This window comes from Halorubrum sodomense (genome assembly GCF_900111935.1).
GTDB lineage: Archaea > Halobacteriota > Halobacteria > Halobacteriales > Haloferacaceae > Halorubrum > Halorubrum sodomense.
In genome coordinates this window covers 584,779-606,922 of the sequence record NZ_FOYN01000002.1, presented here as the reverse complement: position 1 = coordinate 606,922, position 22,144 = coordinate 584,779, and the positions used below count along the sequence as shown (strand labels likewise).

General features: G+C 62.8%; 20 protein-coding genes and 1 pseudogene. 6 read left to right on the top strand and 15 right to left on the bottom strand.

Going from position 1 to position 22,144, the window contains the following annotated elements:
• Positions 1-12: 12 nt before the first annotated feature.
• From BM286_RS15595 to BM286_RS07825, 10 genes and pseudogenes are all read right to left on the bottom strand, one after another.
• Positions 13-159: a hypothetical protein gene (locus BM286_RS15595; protein WP_167603368.1), complete on the bottom strand. Its 147-nt coding sequence runs from the start codon at positions 157-159 to the stop codon at positions 13-15.
• Entirely contained in the window at positions 156-332 is a 177-nt protein-coding gene (locus BM286_RS15590; protein ID WP_167603366.1) for a hypothetical protein, read from the bottom strand. Before BM286_RS15590 ends, BM286_RS15595 begins: the two co-directional genes overlap by 4 nt.
• Positions 333-1,577: an ABC transporter substrate-binding protein gene (locus BM286_RS07860; protein ID WP_092921010.1), complete on the bottom strand. Its 1,245-nt coding sequence runs from the start codon at positions 1,575-1,577 to the stop codon at positions 333-335.
• Between the two features lie 86 nt (positions 1,578-1,663).
• Positions 1,664-2,593: an ABC transporter ATP-binding protein gene (locus tag BM286_RS07855; protein ID WP_092921009.1), complete on the bottom strand. Its 930-nt coding sequence runs from the start codon at positions 2,591-2,593 to the stop codon at positions 1,664-1,666.
• Positions 2,594-3,808, bottom strand: coding sequence for a FecCD family ABC transporter permease (locus BM286_RS07850; protein ID WP_092921008.1), 1,215 nt, complete (start codon positions 3,806-3,808; stop codon positions 2,594-2,596).
• Positions 3,805-4,824 (bottom strand): FAD-dependent oxidoreductase, encoded by a 1,020-nt coding sequence (locus BM286_RS07845; protein WP_092921007.1) that lies wholly within the window; start codon positions 4,822-4,824, stop codon positions 3,805-3,807. The genes BM286_RS07850 and BM286_RS07845 overlap by 4 nt, the downstream gene beginning before the upstream one ends.
• Positions 4,821-6,077, bottom strand: a complete 1,257-nt coding sequence (locus tag BM286_RS07840; RefSeq protein WP_092921006.1) for an ABC transporter substrate-binding protein — start codon at positions 6,075-6,077, stop codon at positions 4,821-4,823. Before BM286_RS07840 ends, BM286_RS07845 begins: the two co-directional genes overlap by 4 nt.
• Before the next feature lie 184 nt (positions 6,078-6,261).
• Positions 6,262-7,176, bottom strand: coding sequence for a serine/threonine-protein kinase RIO2 (locus BM286_RS07835; protein WP_092921005.1), 915 nt, complete (start codon positions 7,174-7,176; stop codon positions 6,262-6,264).
• Positions 7,177-7,460: 284 nt separating this feature from the next.
• Positions 7,461-9,066 (bottom strand): annotated as a pseudogene (locus tag BM286_RS15835) (transposase); the annotation flags it as partial.
• 265 nt (positions 9,067-9,331) lie between these two features.
• On the bottom strand, positions 9,332-10,210 hold the full coding sequence (locus BM286_RS07825; RefSeq protein ID WP_092921004.1) for a DUF7351 domain-containing protein: 879 nt from the start codon (positions 10,208-10,210) through the stop codon (positions 9,332-9,334).
• A gap of 131 nt (positions 10,211-10,341) precedes the next feature.
• Between BM286_RS07825 and BM286_RS07820 the strand changes: the two genes are divergently transcribed.
• From BM286_RS07820 to BM286_RS15180, 3 genes are all read left to right on the top strand, one after another.
• Positions 10,342-11,409 carry a M23 family metallopeptidase gene (locus BM286_RS07820; protein ID WP_167603362.1) on the top strand — a complete coding sequence of 356 codons (1,068 nt, stop codon included), beginning with the start codon at positions 10,342-10,344 and terminating at the stop codon, positions 11,407-11,409.
• A 391-nt stretch (positions 11,410-11,800) separates the two neighbouring features.
• Positions 11,801-11,974: a hypothetical protein gene (locus tag BM286_RS15575; protein WP_167603360.1), complete on the top strand. Its 174-nt coding sequence runs from the start codon at positions 11,801-11,803 to the stop codon at positions 11,972-11,974.
• Positions 11,975-12,205: 231 nt separating this feature from the next.
• The gene (locus BM286_RS15180) at positions 12,206-12,562 is read left to right on the top strand and encodes a hypothetical protein (protein WP_143103862.1); all 357 of its coding nucleotides are present in this window, start codon (positions 12,206-12,208) and stop codon (positions 12,560-12,562) included.
• A gap of 210 nt (positions 12,563-12,772) precedes the next feature.
• On the opposite strand, the gene BM286_RS07815 is transcribed toward BM286_RS15180, so the two are convergent.
• Positions 12,773-13,708: a hypothetical protein gene (locus BM286_RS07815; protein WP_092921002.1), complete on the bottom strand. Its 936-nt coding sequence runs from the start codon at positions 13,706-13,708 to the stop codon at positions 12,773-12,775.
• 355 nt (positions 13,709-14,063) lie between these two features.
• Entirely contained in the window at positions 14,064-14,201 is a 138-nt protein-coding gene (locus BM286_RS15570) for a hypothetical protein (RefSeq protein WP_167603358.1), read from the bottom strand.
• Between the two features lie 469 nt (positions 14,202-14,670).
• Between BM286_RS15570 and BM286_RS07810 the strand changes: the two genes are divergently transcribed.
• Both BM286_RS07810 and BM286_RS07805 read left to right on the top strand, forming a co-directional pair.
• Complete coding sequence (locus tag BM286_RS07810) at positions 14,671-15,198, top strand: hypothetical protein (RefSeq protein WP_092921001.1); 528 nt, start codon at positions 14,671-14,673, stop codon at positions 15,196-15,198.
• Positions 15,199-15,547: 349 nt separating this feature from the next.
• Positions 15,548-16,231 carry a metallophosphoesterase family protein gene (locus BM286_RS07805; protein ID WP_092921000.1) on the top strand — a complete coding sequence of 228 codons (684 nt, stop codon included), beginning with the start codon at positions 15,548-15,550 and terminating at the stop codon, positions 16,229-16,231.
• A gap of 88 nt (positions 16,232-16,319) precedes the next feature.
• Here BM286_RS07805 and ppk1 read toward each other — a convergent pair whose 3' ends face one another.
• The 3 genes from ppk1 to BM286_RS16030 form a co-directional block, all read right to left on the bottom strand.
• On the bottom strand, positions 16,320-18,701 hold the full coding sequence (gene ppk1, locus BM286_RS07800; RefSeq protein ID WP_092920999.1) for a polyphosphate kinase 1: 2,382 nt from the start codon (positions 18,699-18,701) through the stop codon (positions 16,320-16,322).
• A gap of 659 nt (positions 18,702-19,360) precedes the next feature.
• Positions 19,361-20,233: a hypothetical protein gene (locus tag BM286_RS07790; protein ID WP_092920997.1), complete on the bottom strand. Its 873-nt coding sequence runs from the start codon at positions 20,231-20,233 to the stop codon at positions 19,361-19,363.
• Between the two features lie 169 nt (positions 20,234-20,402).
• Entirely contained in the window at positions 20,403-20,621 is a 219-nt protein-coding gene (locus BM286_RS16030; protein ID WP_092920996.1) for a DUF7511 domain-containing protein, read from the bottom strand.
• A 359-nt stretch (positions 20,622-20,980) separates the two neighbouring features.
• Between BM286_RS16030 and BM286_RS07780 the strand changes: the two genes are divergently transcribed.
• Positions 20,981-22,039, top strand: coding sequence for a PAS domain-containing sensor histidine kinase (locus BM286_RS07780; RefSeq protein WP_092920995.1), 1,059 nt, complete (start codon positions 20,981-20,983; stop codon positions 22,037-22,039).
• Positions 22,040-22,144 lie beyond the last annotated feature (105 nt).

Sequence of the window (22,144 nt, the reverse complement as noted above, 5' to 3'; positions counted from 1 at the left end):
TTGCCTGGCCGGTCACTCCTCCGGGCTCGGGTACGTCTCCTGCGGGCCCGGGTGTGGCTCGGCGAACCGGTCGGGGGTCGCGCCCGTGGCGCGAGCCGAGCGGTCGGCGCCGCCGAACCCGCCCGAACCGCCGGAGCGGTCGGTGAAACCTCCCGTCACCGGCGTACCCGGACCGGCCGTTCCGCGGCGATGAAGGGCTCGTCGCGGTCGGTCGCGGCGAACGCGATCCCGTCGGTCCCGCCGCGCTCGACGCGCCACGTCGGCAGCGCCGGGATGCCGTACGCCGTCGGGCCGCTGTACGTCGCCGCGACGGTCCACTCGCGGGCGCGCATCTACAGGTCCCCGTTGATGGCGTCCGCGACCCGCTGCCGGTCGAACAGCCGCTCCGCCGCCGGGATCTCCGGGTACGGGCCCTCCTCGTACCGCGGCCACTCGCCGAACGCGTCCGGGTAGAGCTGCTTCGCGGTCATCTCCAGCTGGAAGAGGTTGAGGATCGGTCCCTGATACCTGGCGCCCTGCGGGTGGACGCGGTCGTGTTTCACCGCGGCGACCTTCGAGCCGACGGGGTCCTCCTCGAAGGCGGTCCGCCGGCCGGCCATGTCGGTCCCCGGCTCGAAGCCGCCGAGGTAGAGGATGACGTCGGGGTCGGCTTCGAGGATCGCCTCGAAGTCGACGACGGCACCGGACTCGACGCTCCCCTCGAACGCGTCGCGCGGCCCGAGGGGGCGCGTGTGCGAGGTGAGGAACCCGGGGTTGCTCAGCGTGTACGCGTAGATCTCCTCGATGTCGGCGGCGGCGATCATGATCGCGGTCGGGCGCTCCGCCTCCGGCGGGAGCCCCTCTTCGATCGTCGCGAGGAGGTCCTCGCGGACGGTCGCGAGCGCCTCGTAGCGCTCGCGCTCCCGGAACGCGTCGGCGACGATCTCGAACTGCTCCCAGAGGCCGTAGTACTGGTACCCGTCGGCCCACTCGCCCGTCGGCTCCTGGTGGCGGTCGGAGAGCGAGTTGCCGAACCACGGCGAGACGCGCTCGGCGATCTCGTCGATGTCCTCGCGACTCCACGCGTCCTGTCGGGTGATCCACGCCGGGTCCGCGAGGTGGAGGTCGCTGTCGAGCGCGTACAGCTGCTCCTTGTCGGGCTGCCACGAGGAGTAGAGCCCCGACCAGTCGAGCGAGACGCCGGGGAGCCGCTCGACGAACTGGTTCCAGAGGCCGTCGTAGTAGTCGGGCGCGTGGAGGGCGGTGACGTCGTCCCCGCGGCCCAGCGCGAACGCCATCCCCGCGTGGTGGGTGAGCCGGGTGAACACCGTCTCGGGGGGCGACTCGAACGTCACCTCGCCCACGGGCGAGATGGACGCCGTGTAGCTCCCGTCGTCGGTGTCGTCCGTCGCGGAGGCGTCCGAGTCGCCGGCCTCGCCGTCGGTCGAGCTCCCTCCGTCGCCGTCGGAACCGGACGGGTCGTTCCTCGCGTCGCCGCCGGTACACCCGGTGAGCAGGCCGCCGAGAGCGACCGTACCGCCGTACTTCGCGAACGCTCTGCGGGTCGATTCCTCGGGTACCGCGTCCTTGCTGGGCATACTTTTAGGCCCCCCTAAACCAAGTTAATCGTTCCGATCTTTAGGCCGACCTAAAATTAATTGACACGCCGGCCCCCGCGGGCCGGTCACTCCTCGTGGCGCGCGCGGATCGGCGTGACCCGCGGGCCGCGGTCGGTGGCGACGACATCGGCGTCGACGCGGAACACCTCGGAGAGCAGCTCCTCGGTGACGACCTCCTCGGGCGGGCCGCGGGCCCGGACCTCGCCGTCCGCGAGCGCGACCACGCGGTCGGCGAGCCGCGCGGCCTGCTCGATGTCGTGGAGGACCACGACGACGGTGACCTCGCTCTCGTCGCGGAGCGTCTCGATGATCTCGGTCACCTCCATCTGGTGGTGGAGGTCGAGGAACGTCGTCGGCTCGTCTAAGAGGAGCACGTCCGTGTCCTGCGCTAAGACCATCGCGATCCACGCCAGCTGCTTCTGCCCGCCGCTGAGGCTCCCGACCTCGCGGTCGCGCAGGTGACCGCAGCCCGCCAGATCGATCGCGCGCTCGACCGCCCGGGCGTCCTCGGCGGTCGTCCGCTCGAAGAACCCACGGTGCGGGTAGCGGCCGTGGTACACGAGGTCCTCGACGGTGATGCTGTCCGGCGACGTACTCTCCTGCGAGAGCAGGCCGAGCCGCTTCGCGAGCGCCTTCGTGTCCATCGAGTGAACGTCGCGCCCGTCGAGCAGCACCGAGCCGTCCTCGGGAGATATCTGGTTCGCGAGCCCCTTCAGCAGGGTGCTCTTCCCGGAGCCGTTCGGCCCGACAAGCGCCGTCACCGCGCCCGGCTCGGCGGCGATCGACTCGCCGTCGATCACCGGCTCGGGCGCCGTCGGGTACCCCAACACGAGGTCCTCGGCGTCGAGGTCGCTGGCGTCGGCCGCCGGGCCGCCCGGACCGTCCGCCCCGTCTGCGCCGCTCGGTTCGGCCGCGTCGCCCGGGCCGTCAGCCGCCGGTTCGGTCGCGCCGCTCGATTCCTCCGACTCCGTCGCGTTCGCGCGGAAGATGGTCATTCAGAGGTCACCCATATTCTGCCGCCGCCGCATCAGGTACAGGAAGTACGGCCCGCCGACAAGCCCGGTGACGATCCCCACCGGGACCTGCGCGTCGGCGCCCGTGAGCACGCTCATCCCGAGGCGCGCGCCGACGTCGGCGCCGACCATCAGCGCCGGGCCGACGAACAGGCAGCCGACGACCACCCGCTTGTAGTCGCTGCCGACGAGGTTCCGCACCACGTGGGGGACGATGAGGCCCACGAAGCTCACGATCCCCGCCACCGCGATGCTGGCGGCCGCCGCCAGCACGGCGACGCCGGAGAGCGCGAACCGAACCTTCTCGATCGACATCCCCAGCGACTTCGCCGTCCGCTCCCCGAGGAGGAGGAGGTTCAGCTGCCGCGACCCCGCGAGCGACAGCGCGACCGCCGCGAGCGTCCACGGGAGCGCCATCCGGACCTGCTCCCAGTCGGTCCCGGTCAGCGAGCCGGTGGTCCACTGGATCGCCGACTGGACGACACCGATGTCGTTGGCGAAGAAGAACAGCCCCGTCTGGAGGCTGTTGAAGACCGTCCCGACGATCACGCCCGCGAGCACGAGCCGCACGGGGCTCGTCCCGTTCTTCCACGCGATGGCGTAGACGACCAGGAACGCGACCGACCCGCCCAGCGCCGCGATCAGCGGCAAGAACGCCGTTAACCCGCCGAACACGACGAGCGTGAGCAGGATCATCAGCCCGGCCCCGGAGGAGACGCCGAGGATGAACGGGCTCGCGAGCTCGTTCCGCGTCACCGCCTGGAAGATGGCGCCGGAGACGGCGAGGTTGGCCCCGACGACGACGGCGACGAGGACCCGCGGCAGGCGGATGGTCCAGACGACGAGCGTCTCGCGCGCGAGCTCCGGCAGCTCCCCCTGAAACCCCGTGACCGTCCGCATCAGCCCCTCGCCGAGGAGGAAGTTGAGCAGCCACCGCGGGTCGAGCAGGACGGCGGGGTCGAGCACGGCCCGCCACGCCTGCCCGACCGTCATCGAGTACGCCCCGTAGCTCACCTGGACGAGCCCCGCGACGGCGACCAGGGCGAGGCTCCCCGCGACGACCGTCGCGAGTCGAGGCTCGAACAGCCACCCGAGCCGGTTCCCCTCGACCGGTCGCCCGGAGGACCCGCCGCCGACCGTCCGGCCCTCGCCGTCGGCGACGGAGCCGCCGTCGGTCCTCGCCTCCCCGTCGCTCATGGCGACTCCGCCTCGGCTCGCTCGGCGTTCGGGTCGTCCTCCGCGACGTGCGCCGCGATCGCCTCGTCGTCCATCGCGTCGAGCAGGGCGTCGGTCCCGTGGGCGTCGACCACCGCCTCGGGGTCGAGGCGCTCGGCGAGCGCGCGGTGGCCGGCGGCGGCGCGGGCCGCCTCCTCGTCGACCTCGACGTACGCCGACAGCGCGTCGTCGACCGCGGCCTCGCGGACGCGCGCGAACCGCTCCGAGTCGGGGTCGACCGGCCCGTCGGCGTGGGTCTCGTCGAACCACTCGACCCAGCGGTCGCGGTCGGCCCACTCGTCGTCGAGCTCCGCCTCCCGGCGGACCCAGTCGACGCCCTCGGCCGGCTCGGGCCACCAGCCGTCGTCGATCCGGGCGTCGGCGACGACCCGCTTACCGACCCGAGCGCCTCTGCCCGCCGCCGTGACCGCCTGCCGGTCGGCGTCCGAGGGGGAGGCGACGTACAGCCCGTCGACCGGCGTCCCGCCGTCGCGGTCGGCGTACTCCCGGTCGAATCCCTCGTGCGTCTCGCCGCCGTGGTCGTGGACCTCGAACATCGCGTCGTCGCCGTCGAGTCCGCGGAGGTACTCGCCGTCGTAGCGCGTCGCCGCGACCACTCGGCGGGCGGCGACCGGATCGCCCGTCTGCGGCGTGACGACGAAGCGCGGTCCGTCGGCGTCGGGAGACGCAGACGACTCGGCGTCACCGGCGGCCTCGTCGGGGCCGTCGCCCGCGCGCTCGACGGACTCGACGAGGTCGTCGACGACCGCGCAGCCCGCCCGCTCGGCCTGCGCGCGCATGAGGGCTGAGAGCGTCTCGGCGTCGACGCCCGCCGGGAACCCGGGGTAGTTCTCCAGGTGCGCGCACCGGGCGAGCGACGACCGGCCGCGGTCGAAGACGGCGACGTCGAGCCCGTCGCGCGCCGCGAACACCGCGGCGGCGCAGCCGGCGGGCCCGCACCCGACCACGACGACGTCGCGGTCGACCGCGGGGCTCATTCCGCCCCTCCGGCGACGATCGAGGCGACCTCCTCGCGGTCGAACAGCCGCTCGTCGGCGGGGATCTCCGGGTAGTCGTCGCCGTGCTCGTAGCCCGGCCACTCGCCGAACCGGTCGGGGAACAGCTGCTTCGCGGTCATCTCCAGCTGGAACAGGTTCATCAGCGGCCCCTGAACGGGGGTGCCGGAGGGGTAGAACCGGTCGTCCGCGACCGCGGAGAGATCGCCCGCGACCGGGTGCTCCGACAGCTCCGCGCGGATCGCGCCCACGTCGTAGTAGGAGGCGATCCCGTACTGGTGGAGGACGACGTCGGGGTCGACCTCGAGCAGCTGCTCGTGGTCGTAGGCCGTCTCGTAGGTGACATCGTCGCCCGCGAACGCGTCGGGCACGTCGAGCGGGCGCACGTGCGCGTTCGCGAACCCGGGGTCGTCGGTCCGCGAGGGGTAGTAGGTCCCGTCCATGTAGATGAGCGTCGCGACCGTCGGCCGCTCCTCGGCCGGCGGGAGGTCGCTGCGGATCGTTTCGATCAGGTCCTCGCGGACCGCGTCGAGCGCGGCGAACCGCTCCTCCTCCCGGAACGCGGCGGCGACGCGCTCGCCGATCTCCGAGAGTCCGTAGTACTCGTAGTCGTCGCGGTACGGCGCGGGCGGCTCCGAGTGCCGCCGGCTGTAGACGTTGCCGAACCACGGTCCGACTCTGTCGCGGATCTCGGCCACATCGTCCGCGCTCCAGCCGTCAAAGGAGGCGAACAGGGCGGGGTCGGCGAGGTGGAGGTCGGAGTCGAGCTCGTAGAGGAGTTCGCGGTCGACGGAGATGCCGCCGCCCGATCCGGAGTTGAGCTGCGTGAGCCCGTCGCGGTCGAAGGAGACGCCGTCGAGGTCGGCGTAGTAGGCGTCGAGCGTGTTCCCGCCGGCGTCGGCGTCGAACCCGAGCGAGTTGACCGCGTCGCCGTGGCCGAGCGCCACCGCGAGGTCGGCGTACAGCAGGCTGTACACCAGCACGTCTTCCGGGACCGAGTCGAACGTCACCTCGCCGACCGGGGCCATCGAGGCGGTGTACGCGTCCGCGCCAGCGTTCCCGTCCGACGAGTCGCCGCCGGAGCCGCCGTCCGCAGATCCGTTCCCGTCCTCGGACTCGCTCGGCGCCGCGTCCCTTCCGCTACATCCGGCGAGCAGTCCCGCGCCGGCGACGGCGCCGACGTACCTGATCGCGTCGCGTCGCGTGCCGGCGAGTCGGTCCGCGTCTGATCCCATACGGTTTAGGCCACCCTAAAGGATTAAATCGGTTTCGAATCTTAGGTGGGCCTAAATACGAGCGAGCAGTCCCGAGGAATGCGCGAGCGGCGGCGGCGGAGCGGGAACGGGGCGACCCGTGGGAGAGAGGAGCCGTTCGAAGGCGGATCGGTCGCGAATCGTATTTCGTATCGCGCCATACGCTTTACTCGGCGCCGAACGTCCGAACGCTCTCGAACGAGCCGTCGGCGATAGCGCCGGCGATACCGTCGATATCGGCGTTTCGAGGCACCTCGTGGGGATACTTACGAGCGAAGTACCGCGTGAGGTTCTCGACGTCGCGTTCGAGGAACTCGCGCGCGTTCTCGTGGTCGACGGACACCGCCTGCGGCCAGTCGAAGATCGTGATACCGCTTTCGGCGACCGCGACGTTGTGCTCGGAGGCGTCGGCGTGGACCCAGCCCAGCTCGTGGGCGGTCGCCAGCTCCCGGAGGATCAGGTCGAGGACGCCGACCGCCTGTTCCGGGTCGAGCGTCGCGCGCGAGAGCTCCGCCCCGGCGAACTTCTCCATCACGATGGCGTGGCGGTTGTGGTCGACCGGTCGCGGGACGCTCACGTCGGGGTACAGCTCCTCCATCGCCTCGTACTCGCGTTCGGCCGCCTTGCGCGCGGTGTAGAGCCACGAGACGTGGTCCCGGTCGGCGGTGTACTCGCGTCCGCGGTTCACCTCGCGGAAGTTGGTGTACCCCTCCCGGTGGTACTTCAGGGCGAGCGGCCGGAACGACTGCGCCTCGTACACGTCGCCCTCCTTGCCGAGCCCGAGCGGCGACCCTACCCCGTCTATCGTCTCGCGCTCGGCGAACGTCCGGAGCGCCAGGGCGTCATACCCTTCGAAGGTGAGCTGGTACCCCTCGTACTGGATCGTTTTCCGCTCGATCAGCTCGCGGTCGAGACAGCGGTCGATCCGGTAGTCGACCTCCTCGCGCGTCAGGTCGGCGTACTCCGGGAGCTTGTCGCGGCGGACCCATTCCGAGAAGCGCATCCCCTGCTCGACGCCCGAGAGGAGGTAGAAGTCCTCGGGGTCGAGCTCCGCCATGTCGCCGGCGACGTTTCGCACCATACGCGCCCCTACTCCGGCGAATCCTAAAAGGGACGCGCGTTCGGGAGGATCTGATAATAAATCAGATAACGCAATATAGAATTCGGACTACATGGAAGTTGAGATTACAGCGGGTTTATCGGGGCTGTGATGCGTGGTTTCGGCCGAATTTTCGAGGCGAAACTGCTTCGGATCTACTCTCGATAGTATTCTGGTGTCGTACTACCAACTAGACCAGTGAATTTTCAAGATCCCCGGCAGCGTTGCCACTCAGGAATCCGGATTGGCCCGGACAGAGTATCTCTCTATCCGATTCCGGTCTCCTTCTTCAGCAGCGTGAGCGTATTGTCGGCCGTCACAATGAGTGGGTGTTCGTACTCACCCGTCAACTGAACTTGGACGAGCAAATCGACCGCTCGCCAAATCGAATACAAAAGACACGCGAATGCGAAGTAAAAGAATCGGAGCTCGAAATTCTTCGACGTCGTCGCCGCCATGAACCGCTTTATTGACCTGTAGCCGCTCTCGATCTCTCACCGAAACCCGTACTCTTGAGGTGACCGCTCCCGCAATTCGTCATGAACACCGAGTACTGCCGGTGGTCGTCGTGCTCGGAGTCTTCTTTCCGACGGTAGATCAGCGTCGTCTCGTGCCATTCGTTCTTCTCGAGGTGGAGCTTCCGGTCGGTCTCGTAGCGGTCTTGACCACGTCGGAGCAACCGCTTTGCCTGCGCTTTCTCACTGGTCTGCATCCGCTTGGGAACGACACACGACAGGCCACGCTGGCTGATCATCTCCAAGACGTGCTGGCTATCGAACTCCCGGTCCATCAGCACGTTATCGACGTGGACGAGCTCTTCAGCCGAATCTAGCAAATCCTCGATAATTTCCAGTCGTGACTCGCCTTTCCGTACCGGGCGGGCATCGAGGACCAGCGGGACGGCGTTACCGACCAGCTGGACTGTCGCCCACTGGTAAGCGTACTCGTCGGTCTTCTCCTTCGTCCCGATGATCTCGTCCTCGTGGCCCGTGCGGTTACCTGTGAAAGGATCAGCTTCGGTAATGTCGATTGCGACGATTCCGGCTCGAAAGAACTGCTCTGTCTCCGCAACTTCGTTCAAGAGCTGGCCTGCCGGTACATCTCTCGCACTTGGTCAATCGAGAGGTCGCGGATCTGCTCCCGGTGGGCGTGCCCCAGTAGCGTCCGATCCCGAGTCGACTCGTAGAGGAAACTACGAGCACCTTCGTTCGCAGCCAGCCGCTCGCGAAGTCCGAGATATGTCTGTAGGCCCCAGTAGGCGTTCTCGTAGATCTCACAGCCCTCGCCACGGTCTAAGGAGAACGTGGGGAAGACGATGCGGCTGACGTGATCGGTGATGTCTTCAGTCCGGTTGAGGACAGTTTGGTCGTTCAGATCCGTCTCCTCATCATCGGTATCGCGCAGTGGATGGCTGATGTCGGGTTCGCGGGGGACGGCAACGCCCGCCTGGGACGCTTTGATGAGAATCGTCCGCGCAGCCGTCTGGACCGTCTCCTGGAGATCGGACGTGAACCGCTAGTGCCAGTTACGCCACAGCGTCGATTGATCTGGGATGGTTTCAAATCCCAGTTCTTCACAAAGCTCCGGTTGCTGGTCAAGATACTCGAGCAGGGCCGTTTCGTGGTCCCAGCCGTGGAGTGTTTCGAGCAGGAAGACTCGGAATAGCTGGCTCATCTGGTACTGTGACGAGCTGGCGTACCGGTCGTTCGGTCCGAAATCATGGTAGGCGAGGGGGTAGTGGCAGGCGAACTCGTCGACGGAGGCGTGGGCCTCGTGTGTGAACCAGACCGTGGCGACGGTCCGAATGTCTTCTTCGAGCGCAGCGAGCGAGTGCCGGTCGTACAGCGGTGTCGTATCGTAAGCGGGCCAGTCAGTGAACCGTTTCTGGGCGAGATGTCAGAAGGTAGTCCGAGTGGGGTGTCGAAGGCACTAACCGGTAGAGAACACGTTTTCAGGAAGAACCCTTCTAAACGCTCAATAGAGGGGGGACACGTACTATGATGAGTGGCAACTTGTGTGAAATATATCAGAATATCGGTGAAACATGTAGAGAATGGATTCAATAAGATCGTGACATCCACCTAACCGGTTACTACAGGCATCCTCGCCAGAGCAGCACATCGACCGCTCACGTCGACTACTCCGATGCCCGGCAGTCTGTCCGGATCTCTTGTACCGACAGGTCGCTGTCGGTGGTGATCGTCACTTCGCCCTCGCTAGTCGTCACGACGAGATCGACCTCCGCGGGTTCGGTGTCGGTCACCGTCGCCGTCGGGTTAGGGAGTTCCCACGGAAAGCACTCCTCGACTGCCACGCCCACCGCGTCTAGAGCTGCCAGTACACGGGCATCGGTTAGAAACGGTAGCATGAATCCGGTTCGAACCGTCCACGTGCAGGTGTCACAGTCGATGTGAATCGGTGGCTCTGTCTCCGTGACGGCCGACGCCTCCACGGTCCGCGTCGTCGTCCCACCGCAGTCAGGGCACTGCCCACGACGGGCGAGGCCGATATGTTCGCGCGCGCGGTCGTAGACGGCTTCAAGTACCTCCCGGTCGGTCCGCTCAGCCAGGCCGTTCTTCGGTAACGGATAGGTGAACTCCCCGACGACACTGTCACAGGAGCCACACCGCAACGAGAAGAACTCACGCTCGTAGACGCCAGCGAGCCCCGCCCCGCAACGGGGGCAGTCGACGCCCGGATCGAGGTGGGTACGGTCGGGCGTCGCAGTCGGCCGGTGGGCCAGGACGGCGCGGTACAGCGCGGTGGCGCTAGCGGTCGGGACGTACCCGGCGTCGGTCTTCCGGAGGTAGACACCTCGGAGCCTGTCGAGATGGTAATTGAACTTCCCGCTGTCCTCCATTCCGACCGCCCGCATCAACTCGGAGTACCGCTGGGGCTCGGTATCGACGGCTTCCCAGTGAGACAGCAGGGCCAGTAGGATCTCCAGCCTGAGATCGTGACTCAACAGAGCAAACGCGTCCCGAGGCTGAGCGAGGCGTCCCTCGCCGTCGGTCATATGAGTTAGTCTGTGTGATATCGTAGTAAGCTTACCGCCGGTTGGCCGGCATAGAAATGTGGTTTGGTACCAAGACTTGTGAACCTGAATTCTCAAAACCACTAATATCCACTGGTACAAGGGTTAGACTGATGAGTGAGAACCTAAATGCATCTGCCGACCGATCCGCGTCGGCTGAGGAGACAGACTCAGAGCTATCGGCGTTCCGGCAGGTCGTCGAGTGGCTGGCCAACCGCAACAGCTTCGCCATTGTGGGCGTGTTCCTCGCCCTGGGTCTGACTGCCGACCACTTTGGCGTGCCCGAACCGGCGGACAACATCCTGTACCTCATCGGCGGGGTGTTGCCGCTGGTGCTGGCGACCGTTTCGACGACAGAGGACGGCTATGACCACGGCCTGTCGAACTGGGCACGGGCGAAGATCATCGCTTCACAACTCGTCTTTATGATTACCCCCTGGGGACTGTTTACGCAACTCCTCCAATCGGGCGGGACCGCCGTCGCCTACATCCGCCATCGCGGGCGACCGCCCAATCGAACTCGCAAGACACCGACGACGAAGTTCTCCGTCCCTGTTGAAAGGGAGTGGACGGTCACCAACGGCGGCATCACCAAGTCCACGTCCCACTCCTGGGGGCTTGTTTCCCAACGGTACGCCTACGACCTCGTGGTTACCGACGATGACGGAGACACTCACGAAGGGAACGGGCAGCGGTTAGAGGACTACTACGCGTTCGGCGAGCCGGTCACGGCACCCGCCGACGGCACCATCGTCGCCGTCGAGGACGGCCTACGTGACCACCCCGAACCCGGGAGCGCGCGAGTAGAGTGGCGAACCTGGAACATCGTCGGCAACTACGTCGTCATCGAACACGACGACGGCGAGTACAGCACACTGGCCCATCTCCGGGAAGGCAGCGTGACGGTCGCCCCCGGCGAGGAGGTCTCCCGTGGCGACGTCGTCGGTGAATGTGGGAACTCGGGCATGTCCACCGAACCTCACCTCCACTTCCAAGTCCAAGACCACTCGAACTTCTGGATCGCTGCCGGTCTCGTCCCCCAGTTCCGGGACATTGAGGTGCGCCGGCCCGACGATCGGCGGGCCGACCACGATGTTTACGGCACCCCTGACGAGGCCGAGACGCTGTACCTCTGGGCGGGCGACCGGGCCGCCGGTACCGAGGGGGGTGAGCCTGCGTGATTGACGGACTCGCCGTTCAGGTGACGGTCTTCGCGGGCCTGACTCTGTGGACTGCCGTGCTGGTCCGTCTCGCCCGTCGGTACGGTGAAATTCGCAAACCAATCTTCCATTCACACATCAATCCGTAGGATATGTCAGACAAACGGGATACTTCGCATATCGGTCGATTGATTGGCATCGGTGTCGCCGGCCTCGCTGTATTACTGATGATTCTGGACAGGACAACTGACCTGTCAGTACCCTATGGATATGACGGAAGCGGGTTCAATCTTCTAATTGGCGTCCTCGTAGCACTTCTGATCGTGGTTTACACCGGATTACGATACAGCGATGGTATTTAAATCGATTTACAGCGTGAAAATGTCCCGAATAACTGACATTTTCTATACCCATGAATAGGGTACTTGTAGCCGTCGGGGCCGCGGAAGTCCTCGGGGCGGTTGCGGTTGTCATCACGACGTTCACGATTCCGGCTTTCGCCGATATGGCGCTCGCATGGCGGATGCTCGCCGTGTTCATGATTCTTGAAGGGAGTAACAGGGTTCTTGACAACACGAACCTCTGAGCGCGGTTGCCCGGAGCAAGTTCTCACACAACTACCGACTGGTTAGTGCGTGCTCTATACTGAGTAGACACCGCTGCTTTCTCGCGGTCAGTCTGTACTGTATATACGCAGTCCATACAACAACCATCGTATGAACCACCGAGCACCTGTCAAGAACAGCAAGAGTAATTCGGAGGGTGAGCTCAGCGCAGATGAAAAACAATACTGACCTCCCGCGATCAAATACCCTTAATGCCCTGTGTGACCCGTCGAGCCCTCCTCAGGTGTACCGGACTGGCCGCCACTGTTTCAGTTGCGGGCTGTGGGCTGCGGTCTGACGACGATGTCTTTCTCTCGGCCGGGAGTCTCGGGTTCGCTAACCTAGATGACCTTCCCCACAGGCTTGGTGTCCGCGTCGTCGACGCTCCGGAGACCTATCGGACGGATGACGGTGACGAGCGTGGCGTTCCTTTGCCACAGCGCCACCTACACGCGTCGGTGTCGCTCCGTCCCGGGGACACCGTCCTGTATCCGGACGCGTTCACCGAACCGATCGAGTACGAGGTGAAGATCACTGTCGACGGTGCACCGCCCCGATCCGAACGCTGAAACGGTCTCGTTTGACCCGCAAGCGGGTGAGGCTGGACAGTACCTGTCGGTCGTAACGGGCGAGACAGGCGAGACGACGTGGGTAGTGACGACTGCCGGTGTGAACGACCACTACGATCAGCCTGCTGAGGGCGGATAGCTCGGTGGATCTCGACTCGTCTTGAGCCGGCCCAAATTCAATTGGACGCGCTCGTCGTTCTCCCGGAGTGGTCACGCAGAAGCAGCGCCTTGGTCGTTCGAGACGCTCGCGTCGTACCACTGCCCATCGTAGCGGACGAACATGGTGTCTCGTAGGGTCTTCAGGAGAGACATTGAGGCTGCCGGCGTCGGCGTCGCCGGCGAGGCTTGCGAGCCATCCGTACAGACGGTCTGGGGTTCGTCGATAGCCGCATCCAGAAACGCCCGATCTGCCGGCGACAGCGACGTCCTCGGCAATTTGGTGCCATACGTATCCAGGAGGCGCCCGATGACTGCTTCTCTCGTCGTGCCTCGGGGTTCGAACCGAATCCGGAAGGTGCGAATCGTTCGCTCGGCCCGGTCGGTTCGAGTGAGCCGGAGGACCGCCCCGTTCACCGCGAACAGTACCGCCTCCGGGCCGGTCAACTGGAAGCCGCCGACAGCAGTTGTGGGGTAGCGCAGGGTCAGTTCGAGCGGGTCGCCGTCCCTGTTGCGGACGATGGCGCGGGTGTCGGCGGTAGAATCTGTGAGGAGTCCTTCGGAGTCGGCCGCGAGGAACGCCGCCCGGTCGCGACGGTCGAGGGTGGCGTATCGGACGTCCGGCGTTGGCGACCCCTCCGGCAGCGTCACCGTCCGGGTCACCTCGACGCCGGCGACCTCCTCGATCGTTCGGACGGCTTGGTAGTAGGTGTCTTCAACGGCGAGAAAGGTGGTGTCGACGATACCGCTGGGGAGCGTACGCCGTTCGGTGGTGGGGTCACGGGCGAACAGCCGGAGCAGGTAGTCCGTGTACGTGCGAACAGTCTCGGGCGGGGCCCTGACCACCTGTTCGAACAGGGCGGCCCGGTCCAGCGGCTCCAGCGTTACCGTGTAGCCGTCGGTACAGGTCGGTTGACGAGCGGAACAGCCAGCGAAGCCGATGCCGGTTGGGAGGGCTGCGAGTGTGGTGAGGGCCGTTCGTCGCTTCACATACCCACCCTGACCGCTCGGTTCAAAAATCGCTTGCTAATCGTATTTACGGTCCCGTAGCGGCCGAGATGGCCCGTGATTTTCACGGGCCGGCCGCCTAATTCGCGGGCTGTCAGTACCAGCGTGACCGACTCGGAGGCAAGGTTGCCAAACGGGCGACCAGATAGCTGGTCTTCGACTCACGCATATGAGCAGTAGCGAATGTGTCTTGAGAGCCTGGAACTGCCTACGCCCACGCCCCACCTGTTGCGGTCCAGCTTACACTGACCTCGACGGCATTCTCGAACGTGAGTCCGGCGACCTCGGGCGGGTCGTCGTCACTGCCTTCGGGAAGAAACTGGACGCTGAGTCGTTCTTAAGTCTCGCCAAGGCGGGCTTTGAGAGTGCCGATATCGCCCCGTTCGGCAGTGACGAACTCTCGACGAACGATTGTTTCTTCACCGGCAACGGGGGTGTCGAACGAGGCGGTGTACTGGTCCAGTTTCGTACTCACTGAGACCGGGGCAGAGTTACCACGTTTATCCTTTACGACTAATGTCCCGCCAGGATATTCGGGGTCTTGGGCACCACTCGAGAACGCGCCTACACAGCCAGCGAGCGAGACAATAACGAAATACCCTCCGACGCCACGAAGAAGTTGACTTCTCTTGACAACAACGTTTTCATATCGTTCTGAAACGTCTTCTTATTGGCTGAAACCTGTGTATTGGACGTCTCTCCGCCCCGATCGCTCTGGATTTTCATATTCGGTACCAAGCTGATGGTCGATACACGCTGTCCATACTGTATCCATAGGTACTCTGTAATCCCCGTCGGAAGCGCGGTAACCGACCCGCGCCCTGTGTGTAGGTACCTCAACGAACTACTTGACCTCTGTCAGTACCAGCGTGACCGATACAGAGGATACATTCATCACTCAGCGGGAGCGCTCAATTATATACACACCGACGAAACAGGAGTGTATGAATACGTGGCGTCAGGCGCCAAGCAGTATATCACATCACGAAGTCGGTGCGGGGGCTGTCGCCGCCGCCGCGACGGTGGTTACCTCGGTCATCTACTTAATCAGCCTGTGGGCATTCGTCTCGACAGCAGAGGTGCCGTTCAACGTCGAGATCTACATGCTGGGCTATACTGGGTTCGTCTTCTTTGCCCTGTTTGTCACCCCGCTTGTAGGCTTCGTCGTCGGGACAGCGGTATGGCACTGGACGCTGTCGTCGACATCGAACCCGCGTCGAGGTGCGCTCGCAGGGGTCGTGACGGCACTCGGAACGGTGTTGGCCGTGTCAATACTGTTCAGCCTGTTGTTGGCCACTCGGGAGTTGCTTGAGGTGATCCCTGCGCTATTTGTGAGCCCTGTCGATGCGTTCGTAATAACCACGCACGGAGTCGTCATCTACTGGGGCCTTTTCACCAGCGTGATACTCGTGCCGCTCTGTGCGCTCATTGGCTGGGCGTACCAGCGCAGAGTGCTGTCTAGGAGTCGGTAACCGCTTACCTCCATGGGTCGTACAAGCTACGCTCATACTATCTCGTACGCCCCCTAGAACACCTCTTTGAGCTGGTAGAACCCTCGAATCAGTACGAACTCTTCAGCAACGAGACGATTCAGACGATGATCTGTCTGAAGAATAGAATTCCGACAGAGTCCGCGAGTTCATATTGCTTCACAAACATTGTGAGTCCAAATTGACACTAAACAGCACGTAAGGACACACTTCGCCACCGCGAACTACATAGCGGTATAGTCTACTAATACAAACTGATTAATTCGGGAGCATAATATCTTCATTTGAGTCCGATCCTCAGACGAACTGCTTCGGCTCTGGACCCACCCACATGAACACGAAACCACAGTTCGGTAACGGCGTTGAAGCACAACATGAACGGTTCGAAACCGACAGTCACGGTGATATCTACATTGTCGGAGACGTCCACGGGAGCCGAATAATTCTCGAACGGCTCCTCACGAAACTCGAATTAGAGGACGACGATCTTGTCGTATTCGTCGGTGATCTTGTGCGAAAAGGGCCGGACAGTCCCGGTGTTGTTGATCTCGTCCGTGAGGATCCGCGTCTCGTTAGCGTCCGCGGAAACAACGAGCAGAAAGTTGTGCGCGGTGATAAACACCCGGACTGGCTCCGCGAAGACGACCGCGAGTACTTCGAATCGCTTCCGGTCGCGATTTCCTTCGACGACGTTCTTGTCGTTCACGGTGGTATTGATCCCCAACAATCGCTTTCAGACCACACCGTCGAGGAGTTGCTGACGATGCGTTCCCCGCACGGCAACGGGTATGACGGTCCGTTTTGGTATGACGACTACGACGGACCCTACCGCGTCTTCTTCGGTCATACCGTTCATGACCACCCAGTGGAGCGAGAACACGCCGTCGGCCTCGATACCGGCTGTGTCTACGGCGGAACGCTCACCGCGTACGACTACCGGAACGACGAATTCCTCACCGTGGAGGCGAAGACGCATCAAGAACGCGCCAACTCGAAAATCGTCGATCCGGCCTGAGCGACTCCATTCAGACCTCCCTCTCGATACTCGAGGAGCTGTTAGCGGTGAATAACCGACACCGTGCTAAACGGTACTCTGACCGCAATCACTCGTACTCGGTCTGAAGGCGATTCCGTACTCCCTCTCGCGTTTTGAAGTACCGTCGGCCGCCCTCCGCCGTCCGAACAGCCCAGTCGTACGTCTCGCTATCAGGACGATACCAGCGATCAGAGTACATGTCGAACACAGACACGTTTCCCCCATCCGAGTGGGTCTGTTCTTCATCGGCATCGAGATCGGCTTCATCCGACCCCTCGGATCGAGCTTCTGTCTCGCTCTCTGTGACCTCCCCAACGAGAAGCGCTTCCTCGATGAGATCCGTATCGACGATCATCCCCGGACCGTAGCCGTGATCGAGTGCTGCTTCCGTCGCTGCCATCAGTATCTCTTGGATGTCTCGAACCGGGTCGTCGTCGGAAGAGACCGCTTCGTAGGTTCCGTCGCTTTGCATCACCCATCGACGGCGGTTATCTGTTAGTGACGCCTCCAATATGAACCGGAGCTGTTCGCGCAGTTGCGTGTCTTCGACCGGCGTGACCGCTTCTACTCGATAATCGAGATTCCGGGTCATCCAATCGGCGGAGCCGATGTACCACTCGGGACTGCCTCCGTTCTCGAAATAAAATATCCGAGCGTGTTCGAGGAATCGGCCGACAATCGAGTGGACAGTGATATTGTCGCTCAGTCCTTCGATACCGGGACGAAGCCGGCAGATATCTCGGACGATCAAATCGATTTCCACGCCGGCCATCGAAGCACGATAGAGTTCCTCGACCATCGACGGGTCTTCAAGCCCGTTTATTTTGACCACGATCCGTGCCCGCTGACCAGCACGAGCATGCTCGGCCTCTCGTCTGACCATCTCCGTGAACCGCTCACGCATCGTTACGGGTGCAATCAAGAGCTTCCGGAAGCGGTCGTCGAGCGTCGGTCCGGTAAAGAAATTGAACACCTTCGTGAGATCGAACCCAATGTCTCGATCAGCGGTCAACAACCCCAGGTCGGAGTACCCTTTCGCGGTTCCTGAATGGTAGTTTCCGGTGCCGATGTGCGAGTAGAGCTGAACGCCATCGTCCTCTCGACGCACGACGAGCGCCGTCTTCGTGTGCGTCTTCAACCCTACAGTCCCGTACGCGACGTGGATGCCCTCCTCTTCGAGTTGCCGAACCCATTCGAGGTTGTTTTTCTCGTCGAACCGAGCCTTCAGTTCGACCATCACCGCGACCTGCTTGCCGTTGTCGGCGGCATTTATAAGGCTCTGAATTACCTTCGAGTCGCTCGCGGTTCGATAGATCGCCGCCTTCACCGCGAGCACGTCGGGATCGGTCGCGGCCGCGTTGAGGAATCGCTGAACCGTCCCCTCGAACGAGTGATACGGGTGGTGCGCGAGAATGTCCCCGTGTTTAATTTCGTCAAAGATACTCTTCGTCTCGTCTCTAGTATCACTCGCCAGTGAGCCTAATCGGGGATGAGGCTTTGGTGACCACGCCGGCGGCTTGAGATCGGGGCGATCGAGATCGATGAGCTCGAAGAAGTCCTCGAAGTCGATCGGTCCCTCACGGTGGAACACTTCTCGGTCGTCGACCCCGAGCTGATCTTTGAGAATCGTCAGTGACTCATCGGGCATATCGGCGTCAACCTCTAGCCGGACTACCGTCGCGAAGCGTCGCTGTTCGATGACCTCCTCAACCATATCGACGAGGTCTTCGGCGACCTCTTCGTTCCGCCGCACCTCGGCGTTTCGCGTCACCTTGAATTTCGATACGTCACGGATGTCGAGATCGGGGAGCAACAGGTCGAGGTTACGTTCGATGAGGTCTTCGATGAGAACGTACCTGTCAGCCTCGCCAGAAACGCTGATGAGGCGGGGTTGATTCGGCGGAATCTTGATCCGGGTGAATGTCGGCTCTTCACCCCCGTTCGACGAGAGCACAGCGAGCGAAAGCGAGAGGTTAGAGATGAACGGGAACGGGTGAGCGGGATCGAATGCGAGCGGCGTCAGTGTCGGCAGAATAGACTCCTCGAAGTGCGTCCGCAGCTGTTCTTGATCTCCTTCGGGTAACTCGTCAGGGGTACAGATCTCGATCCCTTCGTCGGCGAGCGTCGGTTTGAGAACAGACTGCCAGTATTCCGACTGCTGCGCAAAGAGCGGGCGTGCGGTGTCGAGTACTTCGACCCACTGCTCTTTCGGTGTCCGTCCATCGGGCGTCGTCTTCGTCACGCCGGCGTCGATCTGCTGTTTGAGTCCGCCGACGCGCTTCATGAAGAACTCGTCCGTGTTTTTTGTGAAGAACGCGAGAAATCGGAGCCGTTCGAGCGGCAGATTCCGATCGTCCATTCCCTCTCGAAGAACTCGCTCCTGAAACGCCAGTTCGGAGAGTTCTCTGTTGAGGTAGTACTCTGGGTCTGTGAGGTCTCTGTCGGTCACAGAATCACCCGCATAGAGAACGTTGATACCGTGAAGCGGCTCCCGTATCTGTCAAACTGAAATCCTCCTATCATTTCTGGGTCAGCGGAAATGAGAGAGTGACACTCATTTTCCGGGTTCACCTGACTGTGATCGGTTATCTTTCGACATCGGACTAGCGGGATGAGGTCTCGACTGACGGTTCGGGTGCTGACAGAGACCCCCCGCTACCGGATAGGGCACCATCGGGGAGCCATGTGTCGTCGCGTTCCATCCACTCCCCGATCGGAAGTCGCTGAGTAGTCTCTGAGGGGATGACAATTTCAGTAGCGTTAGAAATGATCTCGTACTTTCGAATTGCCATTTTGGGCTCGTTGAGATCGTGCCTACCTAGATGTGATTTCACGCGAGCGTACAGATCCTGTTTCGAATACTCGCTTCGTCGCCCTTCGAGTGCGCGAACGGCGTTACAAACTGGACAGCTAAGGACCATAGCCGATTTCATGACTTACAGATGCTACGCTAACTACAAGAATCCCGATCAATAGTTGTATATACTAATATATAATATTTAAAACCGTCCGTGTCGAGGCTAAGCTCACGGATAACAACCTCCCTCACCGAGCGAAGTCGGTAGACTGAGCGAAGTAAGGTGGGGTTGTTGACCACGGTTGCTCCGGTCAGTGGGGGCGCTTCGCCGACGCGTCGGCAATCGTCTGAAACTGCGTCGGGTCTCGGAGGAACTCCTCACCCGTGTTGGTGATCGCCGACTGGTCGATGTATTCGACGCCGTCGCCGTACACCGCTAGCACGGGCTCGTCTTTGAACTCACCAATCGGGCGAGACGTGGTACACTCTATCCCGACGTACGTCTCTCCCGGGAGGGTGGGCGCGTCCGCGTACACCGCCGGGAGGTCGTCCTTGTGAACGCCGACCAGCATGTGACCGGGAAGGATCACCATCGCGGTCCGGTAGCCGATCGCCGGCTGCGAAAGCATCCCGACAAGCAGATACGTGAGGTCCTCGCAGTCACCGCAGCCATCGACAAGCGTCTCCTCGACGGTTCGGATGTAGTCCGGCGCTCCCATCGATTCCGCATCCGTCGCGTATTCGAGCGAGTGTACAAGTCCGATCGCTCCGTCGAGAAGGACCGACTCAGGGAGCGACCGTCGAGCACTCTCGCCCATCGCGCTCGCGTTGACGAGCGTCTCCGTGAGCCGCTCGGCATGAGCGCTCGCCTTCGCCGCTTCGAAGCCACTCAGATATCCGTGCGTCTCGGCGGCCGCTTCTCTGTATGCGGACCGTTCGATCGGAAACTCTAGGCGCCACTCACGCCCGGACCGGTCCGTCCACTCGTACGTCATGGCGTAGCCGTCCGCGGTCCGTTCCCGAGCGACCGAATCTCTCCCGTCGATGGGTGTCGGCCGCGTCGGCTCGCTCGCAGAAAGAGACAGCGCCACAGACCACAGATCGGACAGTTCGAGGACCGAGGAAGCGACGACCCCGAGCGCGACTCGGTCCAGCGTTTTGTTGAGGAGTTCCCGTCGTTTCATGCCCACCGACGGATCACCTCGGATTCGTTCTTTACTGGGAGAGGCGTCCGAATCGGCGGCGGGCGAAACATCCGAGTCCGCGTCGATCGGGGCTTCGGATTCGACGGGGACCGGCAGCGTCGGGCTTCGCGACCGTCTCGCCCGCCGCAGTCGCGGTACATCCGGGGGGTTATCGGAAGCATTCGGGCTTGACGACGGAGTCGACGTCCACCGTCACCCACGTCGACAGCCGCTCGTCATCGGTCGCCTCAGCTGGGAACACCGTGACCCGATCGGGACCCGACGACCGCCTGTCGACTTGGTGTACCAGACCGATGAACGCGGGACTCACCGATTTCCGCCCGGTCGTCTCGTCGTTCTTCGACCTCTGGTTGGTATCTATTGTCATCTGTTACTCGTTCGAGTTATTCGGCAGCCTGTGCTTGAACCCTTATAATAGGCGAACGGACGCGTCAGAAGCCGACCGGTGGGATATATACTCGTCGTGACCAGTCCGTCATGCCCCTTCTCGCTCAACGAAGACGAGTCCACTCCGACATTTAGATTGTAGTTTTTCAGATTGAGATAATCAGACTATGGCGTGGGCCCAGACGGGACTCCGGAGATGGGCGATCATGTCATAGTCGGCTTGATACAAATTCGACTCTCTCTTGATCAGAAAATTCCCGGCCGGCCGCTGATTTCGTACGGAGCGATATATATCACTCATAGCAACGAAAACCGTACCTCGGTGAAATTCCCGGGTATATGTCCTCGCCCGAATGCGGGACGCTATCTCCGGTACTCGATACGCTCCACACCGGTGTGGCGATCTATGACGCCGCCTCTGGGGCTGTTATCGACGCGAATGCGCGACTGGAGGAAATCCTCGGATACAGTTCGGACCGACTGCGTGAGCTCTCCGTGGCCGAATACACGGCAAACACCTACCCGCACACCGAGTCTGAGTTCCACAATCGACTCTCCAAGGCCGCCAACGGAAGCCCGCAACAGTTCGTGTGGCGAGCCAAACGAGCGGACGGCGAACTCATTTGGATTCAGGTGTTCACTTCGCGACAGCGCCCGACGGCGGACCGCTGTGTCCACGTCGAGGTACGAGATATCACACGGCACTACGACACCCATCATCGAGCGGAACTGTTCTGGCGCGTCCTCCGGCACAACCTCCGGAACGAGGCCGCGATTATCATTGGATGTGCGGAGCAGGCGATGAACGGCCCCGAGAGCGGACCGTCCGAAGAGGTCATGTCGACCATTCGATCCAGAGGCGAGAAGCTCGGTAACATCGCCACGTCAGTGAAACAGATCGAACACGCGGTGACCGACTCGCAGACGAGCGTCGCCCGGGTTTCCGCTGCGGGCGCCGTGCGGGACATCGCGAATCGGATAGGCGCCGAACACCCCGACGCAGACATCCGGGTCAGCGAACGGCAACGGATGTGGATCGACGTCAACGATGCGTTCGAGTACGCGCTCGCACACGCCGTTGAGAACGCGATCGTCCACAGCAACGACGAGGCGCCGGCAGTCGAGATAACGGTCGGCCCGTCGCCCAACACCGGTCGCGCGGAGATCCGCATCAAAGACACGAATCCGCCGATCCCACCCGAGGAGATCGCCGCGCTGTTTTCGCCGACCGTCACCACGAGCACGTCCCACGGCTCTGGGATCGGCCTGTTCGTGATGAAGTGGTGCGTCGAATCGCTCGGGGGAGAGGTGTTGTTCGAATCGCGGAATTCCGGGGGAAACGCCGTCTGCTTACTCCTGCCGCCTAAGCAGCACCAGGATTCGATGACGACCGATTGAGTTCGCTGTTCGCGACGGCGCGTACGTCTCGATGAGAGTTACCCTCCCTCAGTCAGCATGAACCGGTCTCCAATTCGCTCCATTCGACATCGATCCGAGCTCTGT

Coding starts and splice junctions, on each gene's coding strand:
- BM286_RS15590 (WP_167603366.1), bottom strand. CDS start 332: ATGCGCGCCCGCGAGTGGACCGTCGCGGCGACGTACAGCGGCCCGACG.
- BM286_RS07860 (WP_092921010.1), bottom strand. CDS start 1,577: ATGCCCAGCAAGGACGCGGTACCCGAGGAATCGACCCGCAGAGCGTTC.
- BM286_RS07855 (WP_092921009.1), bottom strand. CDS start 2,593: ATGACCATCTTCCGCGCGAACGCGACGGAGTCGGAGGAATCGAGCGGC.
- BM286_RS07850 (WP_092921008.1), bottom strand. CDS start 3,808: ATGAGCGACGGGGAGGCGAGGACCGACGGCGGCTCCGTCGCCGACGGC.
- BM286_RS07845 (WP_092921007.1), bottom strand. CDS start 4,824: ATGAGCCCCGCGGTCGACCGCGACGTCGTCGTGGTCGGGTGCGGGCCC.
- BM286_RS07840 (WP_092921006.1), bottom strand. CDS start 6,077: ATGGGATCAGACGCGGACCGACTCGCCGGCACGCGACGCGACGCGATC.
- BM286_RS07835 (WP_092921005.1), bottom strand. CDS start 7,176: ATGGTGCGAAACGTCGCCGGCGACATGGCGGAGCTCGACCCCGAGGAC.
- BM286_RS07825 (WP_092921004.1), bottom strand. CDS start 10,210: ATGACCGACGGCGAGGGACGCCTCGCTCAGCCTCGGGACGCGTTTGCT.
- BM286_RS07820 (WP_167603362.1), top strand. CDS start 10,342: ATGAGTGAGAACCTAAATGCATCTGCCGACCGATCCGCGTCGGCTGAG.
- BM286_RS15575 (WP_167603360.1), top strand. CDS start 11,801: ATGAATAGGGTACTTGTAGCCGTCGGGGCCGCGGAAGTCCTCGGGGCG.
- BM286_RS15180 (WP_143103862.1), top strand. CDS start 12,206: ATGCCCTGTGTGACCCGTCGAGCCCTCCTCAGGTGTACCGGACTGGCC.
- BM286_RS07810 (WP_092921001.1), top strand. CDS start 14,671: ATGAATACGTGGCGTCAGGCGCCAAGCAGTATATCACATCACGAAGTC.
- BM286_RS07805 (WP_092921000.1), top strand. CDS start 15,548: ATGAACACGAAACCACAGTTCGGTAACGGCGTTGAAGCACAACATGAA.
- BM286_RS07790 (WP_092920997.1), bottom strand. CDS start 20,233: ATGAAACGACGGGAACTCCTCAACAAAACGCTGGACCGAGTCGCGCTC.
- BM286_RS16030 (WP_092920996.1), bottom strand. CDS start 20,621: ATGACAATAGATACCAACCAGAGGTCGAAGAACGACGAGACGACCGGG.
- BM286_RS07780 (WP_092920995.1), top strand. CDS start 20,981: ATGTCCTCGCCCGAATGCGGGACGCTATCTCCGGTACTCGATACGCTC.